The following is a 14,704-nucleotide window of genomic DNA, read 5'->3' as shown; positions in this document are numbered from 1 at the left end:
GGGAAGGATCACGACGCGCCCCGCGGGCCCGTGCTGCGTCTGCCCCGCCGGAGCGGAGCCAACCCCCGCTCGTCAGCCCATGACGTGGCAGGTGCCGTCGCGGACCATGTCGAGGTGCTCGGCGACGACGGGACGCGCCTGCTTCGCGGCCGCGACCACCCGGGCGTCCGACCCGTTGGCGATCTCGCCGTCGATCGCCTTGAGGGTGGCCTGGTGGGCGTCCGACTGGGCCTTCAGCCACGCCGTGTCGTAGGCGGGGGTCCCGGCCTTGCCCTGGATCTCCTCCAGCTGCCGCCGCTGCGCCGCGGTGGGCTTGTCGGGGAGGGTGACGTCCAGCTTCCGCGCGAGCGCCTTGAGGTCGGCGTCCAGTTTGGTGTGGTCCTTGACCAGGGTGGCGCCCACGTCCTTGACGCAGGTCATGTCCGCGTTCGTCCGCGTGTCCGTGCCCGCGGCGATCTCGGCCAGGTTGCCCTGGTGGACGGTCACGACGAACTTCTGGTCGTCGTTCCCCGCCTGCCCGGCCGCGAGGGCGGCGGGGGTGAAGGTGCCCATGGCGACGGTGGCCACCGCCGCGGCGATGGCGAAGCGTGAGGGGCGCATGCCGGCCTCCTGGAGGGAAACGGCCGGCGCCCGGCTGGCGGCCGGCCGGTTTCCCGGCGTCTACCCCGGCCCGCCCGCCCAAACGGCGTCCGCCGGGGGGCGGGGCGGAGGGGTCAGCGGCCGAGCGCCTCCTTCAGTTCGGCCTTGTCCATCTGGGAGCGGCCCTTGATGTTCCGCTTCTTCGCCTCGTTGTAGAGCTGGTCCTTCGTCGGCCCCTGGGAGCCGCTGTGCGACCGCTGGCCGCCACGCTTGGACGAGGACATGTCCTCGGTGGAGGACCGGCTGGCCGTCTTCGACTCGCCGGAGCGGGCGCGTTCCTTGTTCACCGTGCGGGCGGCGATCTCCTCGGCCCGCTTCGTGGACTCGCCGCGGTCGAGCGCCGATTCCTTGATGTGCTCGTACTGCCGTTCCCTCTTGGGGGAGGAGCCACGGGGCATGGCCTTCTCCTTCCGTTCCTCTGGCCTCTGGCCTCTGGGTGACGGGCCGGCCCGTGCCGGCCGTATCCGGCGCCTACCCGCTGTGCGCGCGGTCATGGCCGCGCTCACGGGCGGACGGCATTCACCCGTCCGGCCCGCATGGGCCCCCGGATCCGGGGAAGACGCGGTCGTCCGAGACTCCGAGAGGAGGCCGTCATGTCTGCGAAGGGAAGCAGTCACCCGGACGGGGCCGTCAGCCGTTCCGGCCGGAAACCGGCGGGGCCGTGGCAGGACTTCGACGAGGTCATGGAGCGGATGCTCGACCTGTTCGGGACCGACCGGCCCGCCGGGCGCGGGCACGGCAGTGAGACCGCGCCGGAGGGGGGCAGGCGTCGATGAGTGAGAACGAGGCCCGGGGGGACGAGGTGTACCGCCCCCACGGCGAGGCGGAGCCCGGCGAATCGCAGCCGGACATGGAGAACGCGCTCGGCGAGCCGGACGCGGACCGGATCCTGGACACCGGCTACTCGCCGCCCGACCGGCCCCTGGCGGCCGAACGGCACGGCACCACCGCCGGGGAACAGCGCGCCGGGGAGACGCTCGACCAGCGGCTCGCGCAGGAGGAGCCGGAGCGGGACGACGCCGGGGCGGGCACCGGTTCGCAGACCGTTCCGGGAGAGGACGAGGCGGGCGCGGCCGGCGGGGAGGAGAGCGAGGACATGTCCGGCGATCCCCACGGCGACGCGTCCACGGCGGGCCGGGAGAGGGCCGGCCGGATGGCCCCGGCCGAGGAGCGGCCGCCGGTGCGGCACCTCTCCGTGGTGGCCCGCGACACCGGGATCGACGGCGGCGCGGCTTCCGCGGAGGAGGCGGCCGTGCACGTGGTCGAGGAGGAACCGGAGCGCGGAACCTGACGGCGGCCGGACGCCGAGCGCGGTCCCGGGAACGCGAGCCGTCCCGGGACCGTTGCACGACCACGCCCGCCCGGCGGGGCGCTCACGCACGCCCGCCCGGCGGGGTACTCACGCCGGGAAGCGCTCCCAGACCCGGTGTCCGCCCAGTGCGTGGGCGAGTCCGTCCAGGACCGACTCGCCGGAGCCGCCGACGATGACGCCGGGGGCGTCCGCGGCGATCCCGGCGGCCGCCAGCACCCGCTCGCCCCCGTTCCAGCCGGCGATGGCCTTGCCGTGCCGGTAGGCCTCGGTGACCAGGAGCAGCACGCGCGGGTCGAGTTCCGGCGCACCGGGGGCGCCGGCCTTCGCGTCGCGCGCGCCGCCGGCGTCGGCGGCGGGCCGTGGGGCGCCGGCGAGGACGACGGCGTCGTACTCCACCGAACGCGCCGTCGCGAAGGTGCGCTGTACGGGGACGGGTTCACCGTCGCCGTCGAGCGCGGCGCCGGTCGGGGCGATGACCAGGGGGAGCATGCCCTGGGCGAGGGCGGCCCGCCGGACGGTCCGCACCTCGCCGGGGTCGCCGGCCGGGTCGGCGACGATGCCGATGACCCGGCCGGCGACCGGCCAGACCCCGCCCACCTGGGACAGCGCGGGGCTGGGCGTGACGTCGGCGAGGGGGACGGTGGGCTCGGCGGCGGGCAGACCGAGCCCGGCGGCGACCTGTGCGCACAGGCCGGGGTCGATGTTGGCGAGGACGCCGACCATCCCTTCCTTGACCGCCTGTTCGTCGCACTTGCCCAGTTCGAAGGTGTACGCGGCGATGATGTGCTCGCGCTCCGGCGGACTCATGCTCAGCCAGAACAGGCGCGCCTGGCTGAAGTGGTCGCGGAAGGAGGCGGCGGCCTCGCGGCTCTTGTCCGCGGCGGGGACGCGCACCGGCGCCTCGACGTACGCCGCCGAGTCCGCTCCCGCCGTGAACGGGCAGCCGCCCTCCAGGCTGTTGGGCCGGTAGGGCGCCACGCCCGTGTGCACGGCGCTCTGGTGCATGCCGTCGCGCAGCATGTCGTTGACCGGGGCGTGCGGCCGGTTGACGGGGATCTGGGCGAAGTTGGGGCCGCCGAGCCGGCTGATCTGCGTATCCAGGTACGAGAAGAGGCGGCCGGCGAGCAGCGGGTCGTCGGTGATGTCGACCCCGGGCACCAGGTGCCCGGGGTGGAAGGCGACCTGCTCGGTTTCCGCGAAGAAGTTCTTCGGGTTGGCGTTGAGGACCAGCCGGCCGACGGGCTGCACGGGTGAGCGTTCCTCCGGCACGATCTTGGTGGGGTCGAGGAGGTCGATGCCCTCGAAGGTCTGCCCGGGGGTATCGGGGAAGACCTGGATGCCGAGTTCCCACGCGGGGAAGGCGCCGGACTCGATGGCGTCGAAGAGGTCGCGGCGGTGGAAGTCCGGGTCCATGCCGCCGATCATCTGGGCTTCCTCCCAGGTCAGGGAGTGCACGCCCAGTTCGGGCTTCCAGTGGAACTTGGCCAGTGCCGTCTCCCCCGCCCCGTTGACCAGCCGGAAGGTGTGGACGCCGAAGCCCTCCATCATCCGGTAGGAACGGGGGATGCCCCGGTCGGACATGTTCCACAGGGTGTGGTGGGTGGCCTCGGTGTGCAGGGAGACGAAGTCCCAGAAGGTGTCGTGCGCGCTCTGGGCCTGCGGTATCTCGCGGTCCGGTTGCGGTTTGGCGGCGTGGACGACGTCGGGGAACTTGAGCGCGTCCTGGATGAAGAAGACCGGGATGTTGTTGCCCACCAGGTCGAAGGTGCCCTCCCCGGTGTAGAACTTCACGGCGAAGCCCCGGGTGTCGCGCACCGTGTCGGCGGATCCTCGGGAGCCCAGCACGGTGGAGAAGCGGACGAACACGGGCGTCTCGACGTCGCGGCCGAGGAAGGCCGCCTTGCAGACCTCTCCGGCCGCCCCGTAGCCGCGGAAGACGCCGTGGGCGCCCGCGCCCCGGGCGTGCACCACGCGTTCGGGGATCCGTTCGTGGTCGAAGTGCGTGATCTTCTCGCGCAGGTGGTGGTCCTGGAGGAGGACCGGACCGCGCGGGCCGGCCTTCAGCGAGTGGTCGCTCTCGTACAGCCGGGTGCCCTGCGCGTTCGTCAGGTACGCCCCGCTCGGGGCCTCGGGCGCGGGGGCCCCGCCGGCGGGGGCGTGCTCGGGCTCGTACTTCTCGGGCATGCTCTCTCCCGGGGGTTGGAGGGGTGTCGCGGGGGGGGGACTAGCGGGCCGGGGACAGGGCGGGGAGGACCTTGGTGCGGAAGTTCTCGAAGAAGGGGGCCTGGTCCTGTCCGATCTGGCCGATGTAGAGCTCGTCGAAGCCGGCGTCCACGTAGGCGCGGATGGCCTCGATGTGGGCCTCGGGGTCGTCCCCGCAGGGCACGCTCTCGGCGACCTGTTCCCGGGTGACCAGCTCGCAGGCCTGCTCGAAGTGGGCGGGTGTGGGCAGGATCTGGGCCAGCTCGCCGGGGAGCAGTTCGCTGGGCCAGAGGCGGTGGACGGTGTCCACGGCCCGGTCGCGGTCCTCGTCCCAGCAGACCTTCAGGCCGCCCACCACCGGCTTGCCGGCGCCGCCGGCCTGCCGGAAGGCGTCGATCAGCTCCTTGCCGGGGCTCATGAGGACGTATCCGTCCCCGATGCGCCCGGCGAGCTCGGCGGCGTTCGGGCCGAAGCCGGAGACGAGGACCGGGGGCGGGGTGTCCGGCACGGTGTAGAGGCGGGCGTTCTCGACGGTGTAGTGGGTGCCGCGGTGGCTGACGAGGTCGCCGGTGAACAGCCTGCGCATGACCTCGACGGCCTCCTCCAGCATGGCGGCCCGGTCGGCGAACGGCGGCCAGCGGTCGCCGTGGACGTGTTCGTTGAGGGCTTCGCCGGTGCCGACGCCGAGGCTGAAGCGGCCGTCCAGCAGGACGCTGGAGGTGGCCGCGGCCTGGGCGGTGACCGCCGGGTGCATCCGGACGGTGGGGCAGGTGACGAGGGTGGTGACCGGCAGGGAGACGGCCTGCGACAGCGCGCCGATCACCGACCAGACCAGGGGGCTGTTGCCCTGGGCGTCGTTCCACGGGTGGAAGTGGTCGGATATCGCCAGCCGGGTGAATCCGGCCTCCTCGGCCCGCCGGGCCTGGTCGAGCAGTTGCGCGGGCGTGAACTCCTCACACGCCAGGAAGTAGCCGAACTCGGTCATGGACAGCACCTTTCACCGGGGCGGGGGCCGGGTGGCCCCGCGGGCTCCCGGTACCGCGTCTGCCCGGGCTCCGCCGCCGGACACCGGGCGGGCATGCCTGACCGGAATGCGGGGACACGCCGGATATGACTACCAACTCTCCCGACCCCGACCCCCGCAACACCACCGGTCTGGAGCCGGGCGGCTCGGTGCCGCCCGGCGAGACCCCTCCCGCCGAGGCGAGCACCGCTTCCGGAGCCGGACCCCACCGCCCGCTCAAGCGGGGCTGGTCCAAGGGGCCGCTCGTGGCCATCGTGCTCCTGGCGGTCCTCGTGGCGCTGTTCTTCCTCGCGTACGGGATCGTCCTCGCCCTGTGACCCGTCCGGGCGTCAGGGCCCGGTCGCCGCTCCCGGTCGCCGGGTGTCGTCCAGGCGGCCCGCCCGCCCGGGACGACACGCCTAGTCGTTCTCGCGGAAGTCCGTGGTGCGGCTGATCACGTCGCGGGCGACCTCGGTCGCGGTGCGGCCGTCGCGGAAGGCCCGGGCGTGGAGCAGGGCGAGGGCCTCGTCGGGGCCGAGGCCCAGCTGGGACATGATCATCCCCGCCGCCTGGTAGACCTCGGTCCGGTGGTTCTCGGCGTCGTGGAGCCAGGCCGCGACCCCCTCGACGGGGGTGGGGCCGTGGCCGAAGGCGGCCAGCAGCACCGTCACCGCGTCCGCCGCGAGCATGGCCGTGCGCAGGGCCGGCGCCTTGAGCATGCCGGGGGCGTCGCGGTACAGGTCCATGGTGCCGAGGACCACCGTGGAGGTGCCCAGCGGCACGGAGAACACCGCCCGGGCCCCGGCTTCGACGGCCTGGGGGGCGAACAGCGGCCACCTGCGGGCGTTCGGGCCGCCGGCCAGGTCGGGGGCGAGCACCGGGGCGAAGACCTCCGCGGCGCGCACGGCCGGCCCCTCCCCCAGGATGAACTGGATCTCCACGATCCGGTGCGCGGTGTCGTCGCTCGCGCAGAGCGGAACGGCGGCGTCGTCACCGCTGAGGCGCATGGCCAGTCCGCTCACGGGCAGCAGGCCGAGGGCGGCATGGCAGAGCCGGGACGGCAGCAGGTCGGCGGGGACGCCGTCCAGGGCCCGCACCATACGCCGCACGACGTCGCGGGGCGCGCCGGCGCCTGCGTCCCCTCCGGGGTCCCCCCGGGCTCGGGGACCGTCGTCGTGCGACCGGTCCGGGGGCATGCTGCTCACCTCCCTGCGCGGCGACCGGACGGGCCCGCCGTGTCAAGGGCCGGCGGGGCCACGGGGGTCGAAGGGGCGCGGCCTTCCGGCGCCGTCCCGCACGGGCCCGGCGGCGGGCTGCGGGCCGGTGGAGAGGAGTTCGAGGAGGCCGACGATCTCGTGCCCCGCTTCGGCGGGGTGGCGGAACCGGCCGCCCGGCACGATGGCGTACCGGTTGCGCCGCCCGTCGGCGGCCCGGTCCCGCAGGAGGTATCCGTCCTGCTCCAGGTCGGCGATGATCGCCTGCACGGTCCGCTCGGTGAGGGCACAGCTCGCGGCCACGTCGCGCAGCCGGACCCCGGGGTCCCGGGAGATCGCGAGGAGGACGCGAGCGTGGCTGGTGAGGAAGGTCCACCGGGGCCGGCGCTCGATAGCCGGTTCCATAACCCCCACTATGCCCCAAACCGGCACGGTATGGATCACCTGCTGAGAATTTCCGGTAAATCTTGACGTACGTCCGGATTCTGTTGAAAATCCGATCAGAGAGCTTTTCGGGCTTCCCTGGAGCTTCCATGACCACCTCCACTGACCCCGAGATCCCCCGCGAGGGGCGCGGGCTCCCCGACGGGACGATGGACGTGACCGTCCTGCGCGAGGGCCCGGACACCGCTGCCGTACGGGTCACCGGCGCGGTCGACGTCGACTGCGCCGACGAGCTGCGCCGGGCGCTGCTCGCCGCCCTCGACGCCAGTCCCGGAGGGATCGGCCTCGACGTCGCCCGGGCGAGCTTCCGTGACTGCTCGGGGCTGAACGTCCTGCTCGACGTGGAGCGCGAGGCCGCCGAGAGGCGCCGGCCGCTGCGGGTCACCGCCGCCCCGCCCGCCGTCCGGCGGCTGCTGGAGGTGGCGGGCCCGCCGGTCGCCGCCGACGCGGACGGGCTTCCCGCCGGGTTCGCGGCACCGGCGCGGCCGGAGGGCCGGCGCGGTTTCGACGTCAGCAGGGCGCGGCTGGAGGTGCCGGACGCCGACGACGGGGTCTGGGTGGTGCTCCTGGAGGGCTCCGTGGAACCGCAGGACCGCTCGGCCCTGCGGCACGCGCTGGACGGCGCCGACCCGGGGACGCCCGCGTACGTGGTCGAACTCGGGGGCCTGACGCTGATGACCCCGGCGGCCACCGCCGTACTGAGCGAGCTGGGGCGCACCCTGTCCGGCCGGGGCCGGCGCCTGCTGCTCGTGGGGCCGCACCGGCTGACCGGCCCGGTCGTGCAGCACAGCCGCACGTCCGGCTTCGTCGAGTTCCACGCGCACCTGGACCGCGCCCTGCTCTCCGCCGCCTCGCCCGCAGGACGACCGGTCCGGGCCGACGAAGGGCCCGGCTGAGGGGCCCGGCTGAGGGGCCCGGCTGAGGGGCCGGCTGAGCAGCCCCGGTGCGGCGCGGTCAGGCCGGGTGGCCTGCTTCGAGGTCCCGTACGTCGCCGTACCGCAGCGGCGCCGAGGCCGTGCCCGAGGACGGCGCCGCCGCCTCGACCGGGGCGAGCAGGAAGCCCTCGTGGTCGCCCCCGGCGACCACGGCCTCGATCCGCCCCGTGAACCAGGCGGCCACCCCCGTCAGCACGGGGCTGCCCTCCCGGCCCGGCCTCCAGCCGACCCCGGCGAACTTGTCCGTGCGGTCCCCGGTCCGGCCGCCGAAGAGCCGCGCCAGCGCCTCCTGGTCCCGGCCCAGCACGTGCACGGTGAGGTGGCGGGCGCGGCGCGCCACGCCGTACGTGTGGTTCTCGACCGACAGCCACACCACGAAGCGCGGCGGATCGATCGAGCACTGCGAGGCGAAGCCGACGAGACACCCGGACCGCTCCCCGTCCGCGGCCGCCGTGACCACGTACAGCGGGCCGTCCTGCGCGACGGCGAAGTCCCCGAGATCCGGTTCCGGCATGGCGGCCGCCTCCTGACGTCTCCCGCCCCCGTCCGCCCCTGCCCCGCCCCACGGCCGGCCATGCGCGGCCGGGCGGCGCGGCGGGATCAGGTGGCGCCCGGGCCCGTACATGGCTCCCGGCACCCCGGGTAGACGCGACGCCATGGAAAAGCACCGTACGACACCGGGTCCGGGGCCGCTGCTCGCGGCGGTCGACCGGCTGGAGCGGGCCCCCCAGGCCGACGCCCTGATCGCGGGGCTCCGCTCGGCGGTCCGGGCCCTTCCCCTCGGCCCCGTGCGCGACCTGCTCCACGGCCGCCCGCTGGGGCATCCGGCCCATCCCCTGCTGGTCCAGGTGCCGATCGGGACCTGGCTCTCGGCCGCCGTACTGGACCTGCTCCCCGAGCGGCACCGCGCCGCCGCCCCGGTCCTGGTCGGGGTCGGCCTGGCCGCGGCGGCGCCCGCGGCCGCCGCGGGCTGGGCGGACTGGGCGGAGCTGCCGCCGGAGCAGGCCCGTACCGGGCTGGTCCACGCCCTGGCCAACACCGCCGGCGTCGCCCTCTACGCCGCCTCCCTCGCGGCCCGGACCCGCGGCCGGCATCGTCGCGGCAGGGCCCTGGCCCTGGCCGGGCTGGCCACCGTCGGCGCGGCCGGCGCGCTGGGCGGCCACCTCGCCTACCGGCAGGCGGCCGGCGCCAACCACGCCGAGCAGGTCGGGCACATGGTCCGCGACGGGTGGCACCACCTGGGCGCGGCGACCGCCTTCCCCGTGGGCCGGGCCGTCCTGGCGCGGATCGACGGCGTGGACGTCCTCGTCGTGCGCGAGGACGACAACAACGTCCACGCGCTGGCCGACCGCTGCTCCCACATGGGCGGCCCGCTGTCGGAAGGGGAGCTGGAGGACGGCTGCGTCCGCTGCCCCTGGCACGGCAGCCGGTTCCGGCTGTCGGACGGCTGGAACGTCGAGGGCCCGGCCACCGCCCCGCAACCCGCCTTCGAGACCCGCGTCGTCGCGGGCCGGGTCGAGGCCCGGCTGCTGCGCGGACGGGAACCGGCGGCGGCCTGAGCCGGGGCGGTGGAGCACGCGTGTACGGGCACGGAACGGCGACGGGGTGAGCGCGATGGCGGCCGCCCGGACGGGCGCGGTCCTGGCGTGGGTGCTGGAGCGCTCCCACGAGGTCTCGGCGCGCCAGATACCGGCACTGATCGACGAGGCGGCGCGCCGGCTGGGGCTGACCGGGACGTGCCTGTACCTGGCCGATCTCCAGCAGGTACGGCTCGTGGCCCTGCCCCAGCTCGCCGCCGACCACCCCGGGACGGAACAGACCACTGACGCCGACGAACGGGCGCGGGCCCTGGACATCGACGGCTCGCTGGCCGGCCTGGCCTACCGCGCCCAGCACCTCCAGCTCTCCCGTGACCGCACCACCGCCTGGGTGCCGATGGTCGACGGGGTCGAACGCCTCGGGGTCATGCGGGCGACCGCGCCGGGGCTGGACGCGGAGGCCCTGGAGGACTGCCGGACCCTGGCGGCCCTGGCCACCCTGATCGTCGTCTCCAAGTCCACCCACCACGACCTGCTGGTCGTCCGGGGGCGCAGCCGGCCGATGACGCTCCAGGCGGAGCTGCTGTGGGCGTTCCTGCCGCCCCGCACGATCGGTACGAGCCAGGCCACCTCGTCGGCCGTCCTGGAGCCCGCGTACGACATCGGCGGCGACGCCTTCGACCACAACTTCAGCGACGGCCTGCTCCACCTGACCCTGCTGGACGCCATGGGGCACGACCTCGCGGCCGGCGGGGCCAGCGCCGCCGGGCTGGCCGCGTGCCGTGCCACCCGCCGCGCGGGCGGCGGTCTGGAGGACGTCGCCACCACCATCGAGCGGACCCTGCACCAGTGGGTCCCGGACCGGCTGATGACCGGGATCCTGGCCCGGCTGGACACCCATCGCGGGGAGCTCGCCTGGATCAACTGCGGCCATCCGCCGCCCCTGCTGATCCGCGACGGACACGTGGTCCCGGCGGCCCTGGAGCGCCCGCCGCAGCTGCCCTTCGGCCTGGGCTTCCACACCGAGGCCCCGCCGGAGGCGTACCGGGCCCGCCTCCAGCCCCGCGACCGGGTCCTCCTCTACAGCGACGGCGTCACCGAGGCGCGCTCCGCCTCGGGCGCGCTGTTCGGCGAGGAGCGGCTGACCGACACCGTCATCCGCTCGATGGCCTCGGGCAGCACGGCCCCCGAGGCGCTGCGCCGGCTGATCCTGGACCTCCTCACCCACCAGGACCAGCGGCTGCACGACGACGCGACGATCCTGCTGTGCGAATGGCACCCCACGCCCTGAACCCGCCCGGAGGAGCCGCGGGCCGCCGGCCCGTCAGAACCCGCCGACGGCGCCCACGTCGCGGAAGCGGCCGGTGTGGCGGCGGCGGTATTCGATCAGGGAGTGCGCCACCGCGGCGCCCTCGCCGACGGCGGCGCCGACGCGCTTGACCGAGCCCGAGCGGACGTCGCCGACGGCGAACACGCCCGGCAGGCTGGTCTCCATGGGAAGGGCGTCGCGGCCGGCTCCGCCGGCGCCGGTGAGGACGTAGCCGCGGTCGTCGAGTTCCAGGGAGCCGTCGAGCCAGTCCGTCGAGGGGCGGCCGCCGATCAGGACGTACAGGCACTGGGCGGGGACGGTGCGTTCGCCGCCGGTGCGTGTCCGCAGGCGCAGGCCCGTGAGCGTGGTCTCACCCAGGCACTCGGCCACCTCGGTGCCGAGCAGGACGTGCAGGCCCGGGGTCCGTTCGATGCGCTGGACCAGGTAGTTCGACATGGAGGCGCCCAGGTCGGTGCCCCGGACGAGGAGGGTGACGGAGCGGGCGTAGCGGGCGAAGTAGAGGGCGGCCTGGCCCGCGGAGTTGCCCGCGCCCACCATGTAGACGTCCTCGCCGGCGGTGGAGGGCGCGTCGGACAGGGAAGCCCCGTAGTACACGCCGGAGTTGAGGAGCCGGTCGGTGCCGGGGCTGGAGAGGCGGTTCCACTCCACGCCCGTGGCCACCACGACGGAGGCCGCCGAGACGGTGGCGGTCTCGGCGGTGCCCGCCTTGACGAACTCGACGGTGTGGTCCCCCGACTGGGCCGGGATCAGCCGGGTCGCCACCCGGGTCGGCTGCCATTCGACGCGGACCCGGCGGGCCTGCTGGAGAGCGCGCTGGGCGAGGTCGCCGCCGGTGAGTCCGACGGGGAAGCCCAGGTAGTTCTCGATCCGGGAGGTCGATCCCGCCTGGCCGCCGGGGGCGTCGTCCTCGATGACGACCACGCTCATGCCCTCGGCGGCGGCGTACACGGCCGTGGAGAGACCGCCGGGGCCGCCGCCGATGACCGCGACGTCGTAGCGCTCGTGCTCGGCCGGCCTGATGAGGCCGAGCCGGTCGGCCAGTTCGCTGACCGGGGGATCGACGAGTTCGGTGCCGTCGCCGAGCCGGACGGTGACCGGCGCGTCCCGTCCGTCCTCCTGCGGCAGCCACCGGAACAGGACGTCGCTGCGGCCGAGGAAGTCGCGGATCGCGTAGGCGGCGGGCGAGAAGCGGTCTCCGCGCACCTCGGCGGTGGGCAGGCCGCCGCGGCGGTCGGCGTTCCAGGTGCACAGGGCGTCGTCGAGGGCGGCCCGCAGCGGCTCGGCGCCGGTGAGCGGCAGCCAGCGGGTGGCCGGGTGCCGTTCGGGATGCGCTCCCGGGTCCTCGTCGGTGACCACCGCGCAGACGGGGACGTCCTGCCCGGCCAGCGCGTGCAGCACCCGCTCCGCCTCGGACAGGCCGCCGACCTGGAGGACGCGGAAGGACGTCCGGTACCAGCCCTGTACCAGCCCGGCCGTCTCGTGGCGGCGGAGCGGATCGGGGTCCGCGACGAGGATCACCGGAAGCGCGGTGTCGGCCATGAAGGGTCTCCTGGGGGTCGATCGGTGAACGGTCCGCCCCGCTCAACGAGCCGAAGATCATTGCGTGGCGCGCGGAATCCCCAGGGGAACGGGCGAACGAAGAGTCGAAGGGGCGAATTCCGGAAGTCCTCGTGATCAATCGGGCCTTGCGGCCGTTCACCGTGAAAGCCCCCGCTGTGAGGGGAACTTGCCATCCCGACGGAGAAGGGGGAGGTCCGTTTCGTGACCGAGAGCCTGGCCGATGTCATCGAGGTCGCCGGGAGCGAGCTGCGCTTCCTGCGCAAGCTCCTCGGAGCCGCCGGCGAGGACGCCTGGGAGCGGCTGCTCGAATGGTTCATCGACGAATGGTTCCGGCTGGACGTGCTGGGGCTGGAGAACATCCCCGCCGACGGGCCTGCGGTGCTGGTCTCCAACCACTCCGGGGCCTGGGGACTGGACGCCTTCGTGCTCCACAAGGTCCTGCGCCGGTCACTGCGGCGCGAGTTGCACGTGCTCGCGGCGCCGTTCGTCTTCCGGCTTCCGGTGCTGGGGCCGTACGCCGCGCGGATGGGCGCCGTGCCCAGCGACCCGAGGGCGGCGCTCAAGCGGCTCGGCGACGGGGAACTGGTCGCGGTGTTCCCGGAGGGGGTCTCCGGGCTGGAGAAACCGTTCCGTGACCGCTACCGGCTCCAGTCCTTCAACCCCGGCTTCGCGGTGGCGGCCCTGCACACCGGGGCGCCGGTGGTACCGGTCGGCGTGATCGGGGCGGAGGAGTCGTCACCGAAGATCGGGGAGCTGCCCGCGCTGGCGAGGTTCCTGGACCTGCCCTACTTCCCGCTGACCTCGCCCTTCCCGCTGCCCGCGAAATGGCTGATCACCATCGGTGAGCCCATCACCCCGCCCGACCGGCCCCGGGGCTTCGGCGACCGCTCGGCTGCCGCCCGGCGGCTGAGCGCCGAGGTGCGGGACACCGTGCAGGGGATGGTCGACCGGGAACGCGGACGGCGGGACGGCTTCCTGCGGTAGGTCGTCCGGACGGTTCCGGGGCGGCGGAGACGGCGCCCGGAACCGTCCGGCGGCTCAGTCGGCCAGCCGGCGGGCGGCCGCGCGGACGTCGGCGGCGGCTCGGGTGCACCGGTCCGCGTGCTCCAGCAGCCGCGTCCGGAAGCGCTCCCCGGTCTCGTCGCCGTTCCAGCCCGGCTCTGCGGCGCAGGCGGCGAGGCGGCGCGCGTGCCCGTCGAGGCGGTCCGCGTCGGCGCGGGCCAGTACCGCGTACGAGGCGGGGCCGGCGGCGTGCCCGGCCGGCGGGACGGCGCCCCCGTCGGCCAGGGCGACGCGCAGGGTGTGCGGGGCGAGGGTGAGCGGCATGCGGTCCGGGGTGAGCGCCGGGGAGAGCAGGGCCGGGCGGGCGGTCGCGGTGAGGATCCGGACGATCTCCTCGGCCACCCGGACGGCGAAGGCGGCGGCGGTGCAGCCGGTCGCGGATCCGCAGAGCGGCGAGGGCCGGTCGTGGCGCGGGGCCCCGCCCGGGTGCCCGTCGGCGTCCTCGCCGCCCGCGTCCCGGGGCAGCCAGGCCGGGGCGGCCAGGACCTCGGTACCCGCCTCGACGATGAACCCCTCCCATACGAAGCGGGTCCGGACGGGGTGGACGGCCGCCTCCACCGGCGGGAAGCGGTCCAGGGCGAGGGCCACGGCCCCGGCGGGGCCGGTCACCGCGGCCGGCATGCCCGCGCCGGTGAGGGCGAGGGCCTGGAGCGCGGTCGTGACGGCCGCCTCCGAGACCACGGCCAGGGTGTGGGCCAGCACATCCTCGCGGCGCCCCTCCCCCGGCGGGACCGCGCCCTCCGTCCGGGCGGCGGGCACGGCCGCCGTGCCCCGGGCCAGGCCCGCCGCCACGGAGCCGGGGTCCGGGTCGGCCAGGTAGGGGGCGAGCCTGCGGTGCAGGGCGGCCGCGCGGCCGTCGTAGGCGCGGCTGCCCGCGGCCGCCGCCGCCCGCGCCAGCACCTCGCTGAGCAGGGTGTCGTCGGCCGCGGCCGTGCCCGCCACCACGCGGCGGGCGACGCGCAGCAGGCCGGACCGCCAGGTCTCCCAGGGCAGGACGTCGTCGTCGCCGCGGGCGCCGGCCACCCGCTCCAGCTCCTCGGCCAGCGGTCCGGCGAGGGCGTCGGCGCCCGGCGCGGCGTCCGGCGGCAGCGGGACGTGGGGGTGCAGGCCGTGGCGGCGCCCGGCCGCGTCGAGCCGTACGGCGGGGGCCAGCGCGTCCGCGGCGGCGCCCTCGGCGAGCAGCCCGGCGGTGCCGGCCGGGCCGGGCGGGACGAGGAACGAGCCGAACGGGGTGCGCAGCCGGACGGCCCGCCCGGAGCCGGTGCGGCACAGGTGCGCGAGGACCGCGCGGGCGGCGCCCTCGCGGGTGAGGGCGTCGAGGCCCAGGGCGCGGGCGGGGGCGTCCGCCCAGGGCAGGCGGTGGGCGAGCATGGCCGCGCCGAACACCGCGTTCTCCAGCGGCCGGGCGGGGGCGGGGGTGGTCATCGGGGGGTGTTCTCCCTCGGGTCACGCGGGGGCACGGACG

Annotated in this window: 16 protein-coding genes; 7 read left to right on the top strand and 9 right to left on the bottom strand. The window is 75.4% G+C overall.

From position 1 onward, the window contains the following. Positions 1–72: 72 nt before the first annotated feature. Together ABT403_RS03030 and ABT403_RS03025 are read right to left on the bottom strand one after the other, a co-directional pair. Positions 73–600 carry a DUF4142 domain-containing protein gene (locus ABT403_RS03030; protein WP_344157448.1) on the bottom strand — a complete coding sequence of 176 codons (528 nt, stop codon included), beginning with the start codon at positions 598–600 and terminating at the stop codon, positions 73–75. Positions 601–713: 113 nt separating this feature from the next. Beyond that, positions 714–1,037 (bottom strand): plasmid stabilization protein, encoded by a 324-nt coding sequence (locus tag ABT403_RS03025; protein WP_344157445.1) that lies wholly within the window; start codon positions 1,035–1,037, stop codon positions 714–716. Positions 1,038–1,232: 195 nt separating this feature from the next. On the opposite strand from ABT403_RS03025, the gene ABT403_RS03020 reads away from it, so the two are divergent. Beyond that, positions 1,233–1,415 (top strand): hypothetical protein, encoded by a 183-nt coding sequence (locus tag ABT403_RS03020; protein WP_344157442.1) that lies wholly within the window; start codon positions 1,233–1,235, stop codon positions 1,413–1,415. Beyond that, positions 1,412–1,930, top strand: coding sequence for a DUF5709 domain-containing protein (locus ABT403_RS03015; protein WP_344157439.1), 519 nt, complete (start codon positions 1,412–1,414; stop codon positions 1,928–1,930). Before ABT403_RS03020 ends, ABT403_RS03015 begins: the two co-directional genes overlap by 4 nt. 108 nt (positions 1,931–2,038) lie before the next feature. Here the strand turns inward: ABT403_RS03015 and ABT403_RS03010 are convergent, their stop codons facing one another. After that, a complete protein-coding gene (locus ABT403_RS03010; RefSeq protein ID WP_344157436.1) occupies positions 2,039–4,135 on the bottom strand; it encodes a catalase in 2,097 nt (698 codons plus the stop codon). 40 nt (positions 4,136–4,175) lie between these two features. Further along, positions 4,176–5,138 (bottom strand): TIGR03557 family F420-dependent LLM class oxidoreductase, encoded by a 963-nt coding sequence (locus tag ABT403_RS03005; protein ID WP_344157433.1) that lies wholly within the window; start codon positions 5,136–5,138, stop codon positions 4,176–4,178. Between the two features lie 125 nt (positions 5,139–5,263). Here ABT403_RS03005 and ABT403_RS03000 point away from each other — a divergent pair, with 125 nt between their 5' ends. Beyond that, positions 5,264–5,494, top strand: a complete 231-nt coding sequence (locus ABT403_RS03000) for a DUF6480 family protein (RefSeq protein WP_344157430.1) — start codon at positions 5,264–5,266, stop codon at positions 5,492–5,494. Between the two features lie 81 nt (positions 5,495–5,575). Here ABT403_RS03000 and ABT403_RS02995 read toward each other — a convergent pair whose 3' ends face one another. Both ABT403_RS02995 and ABT403_RS02990 read right to left on the bottom strand, forming a co-directional pair. After that, positions 5,576–6,256 carry a GAF and ANTAR domain-containing protein gene (locus ABT403_RS02995; RefSeq protein ID WP_344157427.1) on the bottom strand — a complete coding sequence of 227 codons (681 nt, stop codon included), beginning with the start codon at positions 6,254–6,256 and terminating at the stop codon, positions 5,576–5,578. A gap of 138 nt (positions 6,257–6,394) precedes the next feature. Next, on the bottom strand, positions 6,395–6,775 hold the full coding sequence (locus ABT403_RS02990; protein WP_344157424.1) for a helix-turn-helix transcriptional regulator: 381 nt from the start codon (positions 6,773–6,775) through the stop codon (positions 6,395–6,397). Positions 6,776–6,903: 128 nt separating this feature from the next. Here ABT403_RS02990 and ABT403_RS02985 point away from each other — a divergent pair, with 128 nt between their 5' ends. Then, entirely contained in the window at positions 6,904–7,710 is an 807-nt protein-coding gene (locus ABT403_RS02985; RefSeq protein ID WP_344157421.1) for an STAS domain-containing protein, read from the top strand. A gap of 58 nt (positions 7,711–7,768) precedes the next feature. Here ABT403_RS02985 and ABT403_RS02980 read toward each other — a convergent pair whose 3' ends face one another. Beyond that, positions 7,769–8,263, bottom strand: a complete 495-nt coding sequence (locus ABT403_RS02980; protein WP_344157418.1) for a flavin reductase family protein — start codon at positions 8,261–8,263, stop codon at positions 7,769–7,771. Positions 8,264–8,405: 142 nt separating this feature from the next. On the opposite strand from ABT403_RS02980, the gene ABT403_RS02975 reads away from it, so the two are divergent. Both ABT403_RS02975 and ABT403_RS02970 read left to right on the top strand, forming a co-directional pair. Beyond that, positions 8,406–9,308, top strand: a complete 903-nt coding sequence (locus ABT403_RS02975) for a Rieske (2Fe-2S) protein (RefSeq protein WP_344157415.1) — start codon at positions 8,406–8,408, stop codon at positions 9,306–9,308. 55 nt (positions 9,309–9,363) lie between these two features. Further along, complete coding sequence (locus tag ABT403_RS02970) at positions 9,364–10,578, top strand: PP2C family protein-serine/threonine phosphatase (protein WP_344158934.1); 1,215 nt, start codon at positions 9,364–9,366, stop codon at positions 10,576–10,578. A 33-nt stretch (positions 10,579–10,611) separates the two neighbouring features. On the opposite strand, the gene ABT403_RS02965 is transcribed toward ABT403_RS02970, so the two are convergent. Further along, positions 10,612–12,156 (bottom strand): NAD(P)/FAD-dependent oxidoreductase, encoded by a 1,545-nt coding sequence (locus tag ABT403_RS02965; protein ID WP_344157412.1) that lies wholly within the window; start codon positions 12,154–12,156, stop codon positions 10,612–10,614. Between the two features lie 222 nt (positions 12,157–12,378). On the opposite strand from ABT403_RS02965, the gene ABT403_RS02960 reads away from it, so the two are divergent. Continuing rightward, positions 12,379–13,161, top strand: coding sequence for a lysophospholipid acyltransferase family protein (locus tag ABT403_RS02960; RefSeq protein ID WP_344157409.1), 783 nt, complete (start codon positions 12,379–12,381; stop codon positions 13,159–13,161). Positions 13,162–13,215: 54 nt separating this feature from the next. On the opposite strand, the gene ABT403_RS02955 is transcribed toward ABT403_RS02960, so the two are convergent. Continuing rightward, the gene (locus ABT403_RS02955; RefSeq protein WP_344157406.1) at positions 13,216–14,664 is read right to left on the bottom strand and encodes a cytochrome P450 family protein; all 1,449 of its coding nucleotides are present in this window, start codon (positions 14,662–14,664) and stop codon (positions 13,216–13,218) included. Positions 14,665–14,704: the final 40 nt, after the last annotated feature.

This window comes from Streptomyces sp. NPDC000075, assembly GCF_040301925.1.
Lineage (GTDB): Bacteria > Actinomycetota > Actinomycetes > Streptomycetales > Streptomycetaceae > Streptomyces > Streptomyces polychromogenes.
Note: the sequence above shows the minus strand (reverse complement) of the source record. Positions and strands in the feature narration are given on the sequence as shown.

Coding starts and splice junctions, on each gene's coding strand:
- ABT403_RS03030 (WP_344157448.1), bottom strand. CDS start 600: ATGCGCCCCTCACGCTTCGCCATCGCCGCGGCGGTGGCCACCGTCGCC.
- ABT403_RS03025 (WP_344157445.1), bottom strand. CDS start 1,037: ATGCCCCGTGGCTCCTCCCCCAAGAGGGAACGGCAGTACGAGCACATC.
- ABT403_RS03020 (WP_344157442.1), top strand. CDS start 1,233: ATGTCTGCGAAGGGAAGCAGTCACCCGGACGGGGCCGTCAGCCGTTCC.
- ABT403_RS03015 (WP_344157439.1), top strand. CDS start 1,412: ATGAGTGAGAACGAGGCCCGGGGGGACGAGGTGTACCGCCCCCACGGC.
- ABT403_RS03010 (WP_344157436.1), bottom strand. CDS start 4,135: ATGCCCGAGAAGTACGAGCCCGAGCACGCCCCCGCCGGCGGGGCCCCC.
- ABT403_RS03005 (WP_344157433.1), bottom strand. CDS start 5,138: ATGACCGAGTTCGGCTACTTCCTGGCGTGTGAGGAGTTCACGCCCGCG.
- ABT403_RS03000 (WP_344157430.1), top strand. CDS start 5,264: ATGACTACCAACTCTCCCGACCCCGACCCCCGCAACACCACCGGTCTG.
- ABT403_RS02995 (WP_344157427.1), bottom strand. CDS start 6,256: ATGGTGCGGGCCCTGGACGGCGTCCCCGCCGACCTGCTGCCGTCCCGG.
- ABT403_RS02990 (WP_344157424.1), bottom strand. CDS start 6,775: ATGGAACCGGCTATCGAGCGCCGGCCCCGGTGGACCTTCCTCACCAGC.
- ABT403_RS02985 (WP_344157421.1), top strand. CDS start 6,904: ATGACCACCTCCACTGACCCCGAGATCCCCCGCGAGGGGCGCGGGCTC.
- ABT403_RS02980 (WP_344157418.1), bottom strand. CDS start 8,263: ATGCCGGAACCGGATCTCGGGGACTTCGCCGTCGCGCAGGACGGCCCG.
- ABT403_RS02975 (WP_344157415.1), top strand. CDS start 8,406: ATGGAAAAGCACCGTACGACACCGGGTCCGGGGCCGCTGCTCGCGGCG.
- ABT403_RS02970 (WP_344158934.1), top strand. CDS start 9,364: ATGGCGGCCGCCCGGACGGGCGCGGTCCTGGCGTGGGTGCTGGAGCGC.
- ABT403_RS02965 (WP_344157412.1), bottom strand. CDS start 12,156: ATGGCCGACACCGCGCTTCCGGTGATCCTCGTCGCGGACCCCGATCCG.
- ABT403_RS02955 (WP_344157406.1), bottom strand. CDS start 14,664: ATGACCACCCCCGCCCCCGCCCGGCCGCTGGAGAACGCGGTGTTCGGC.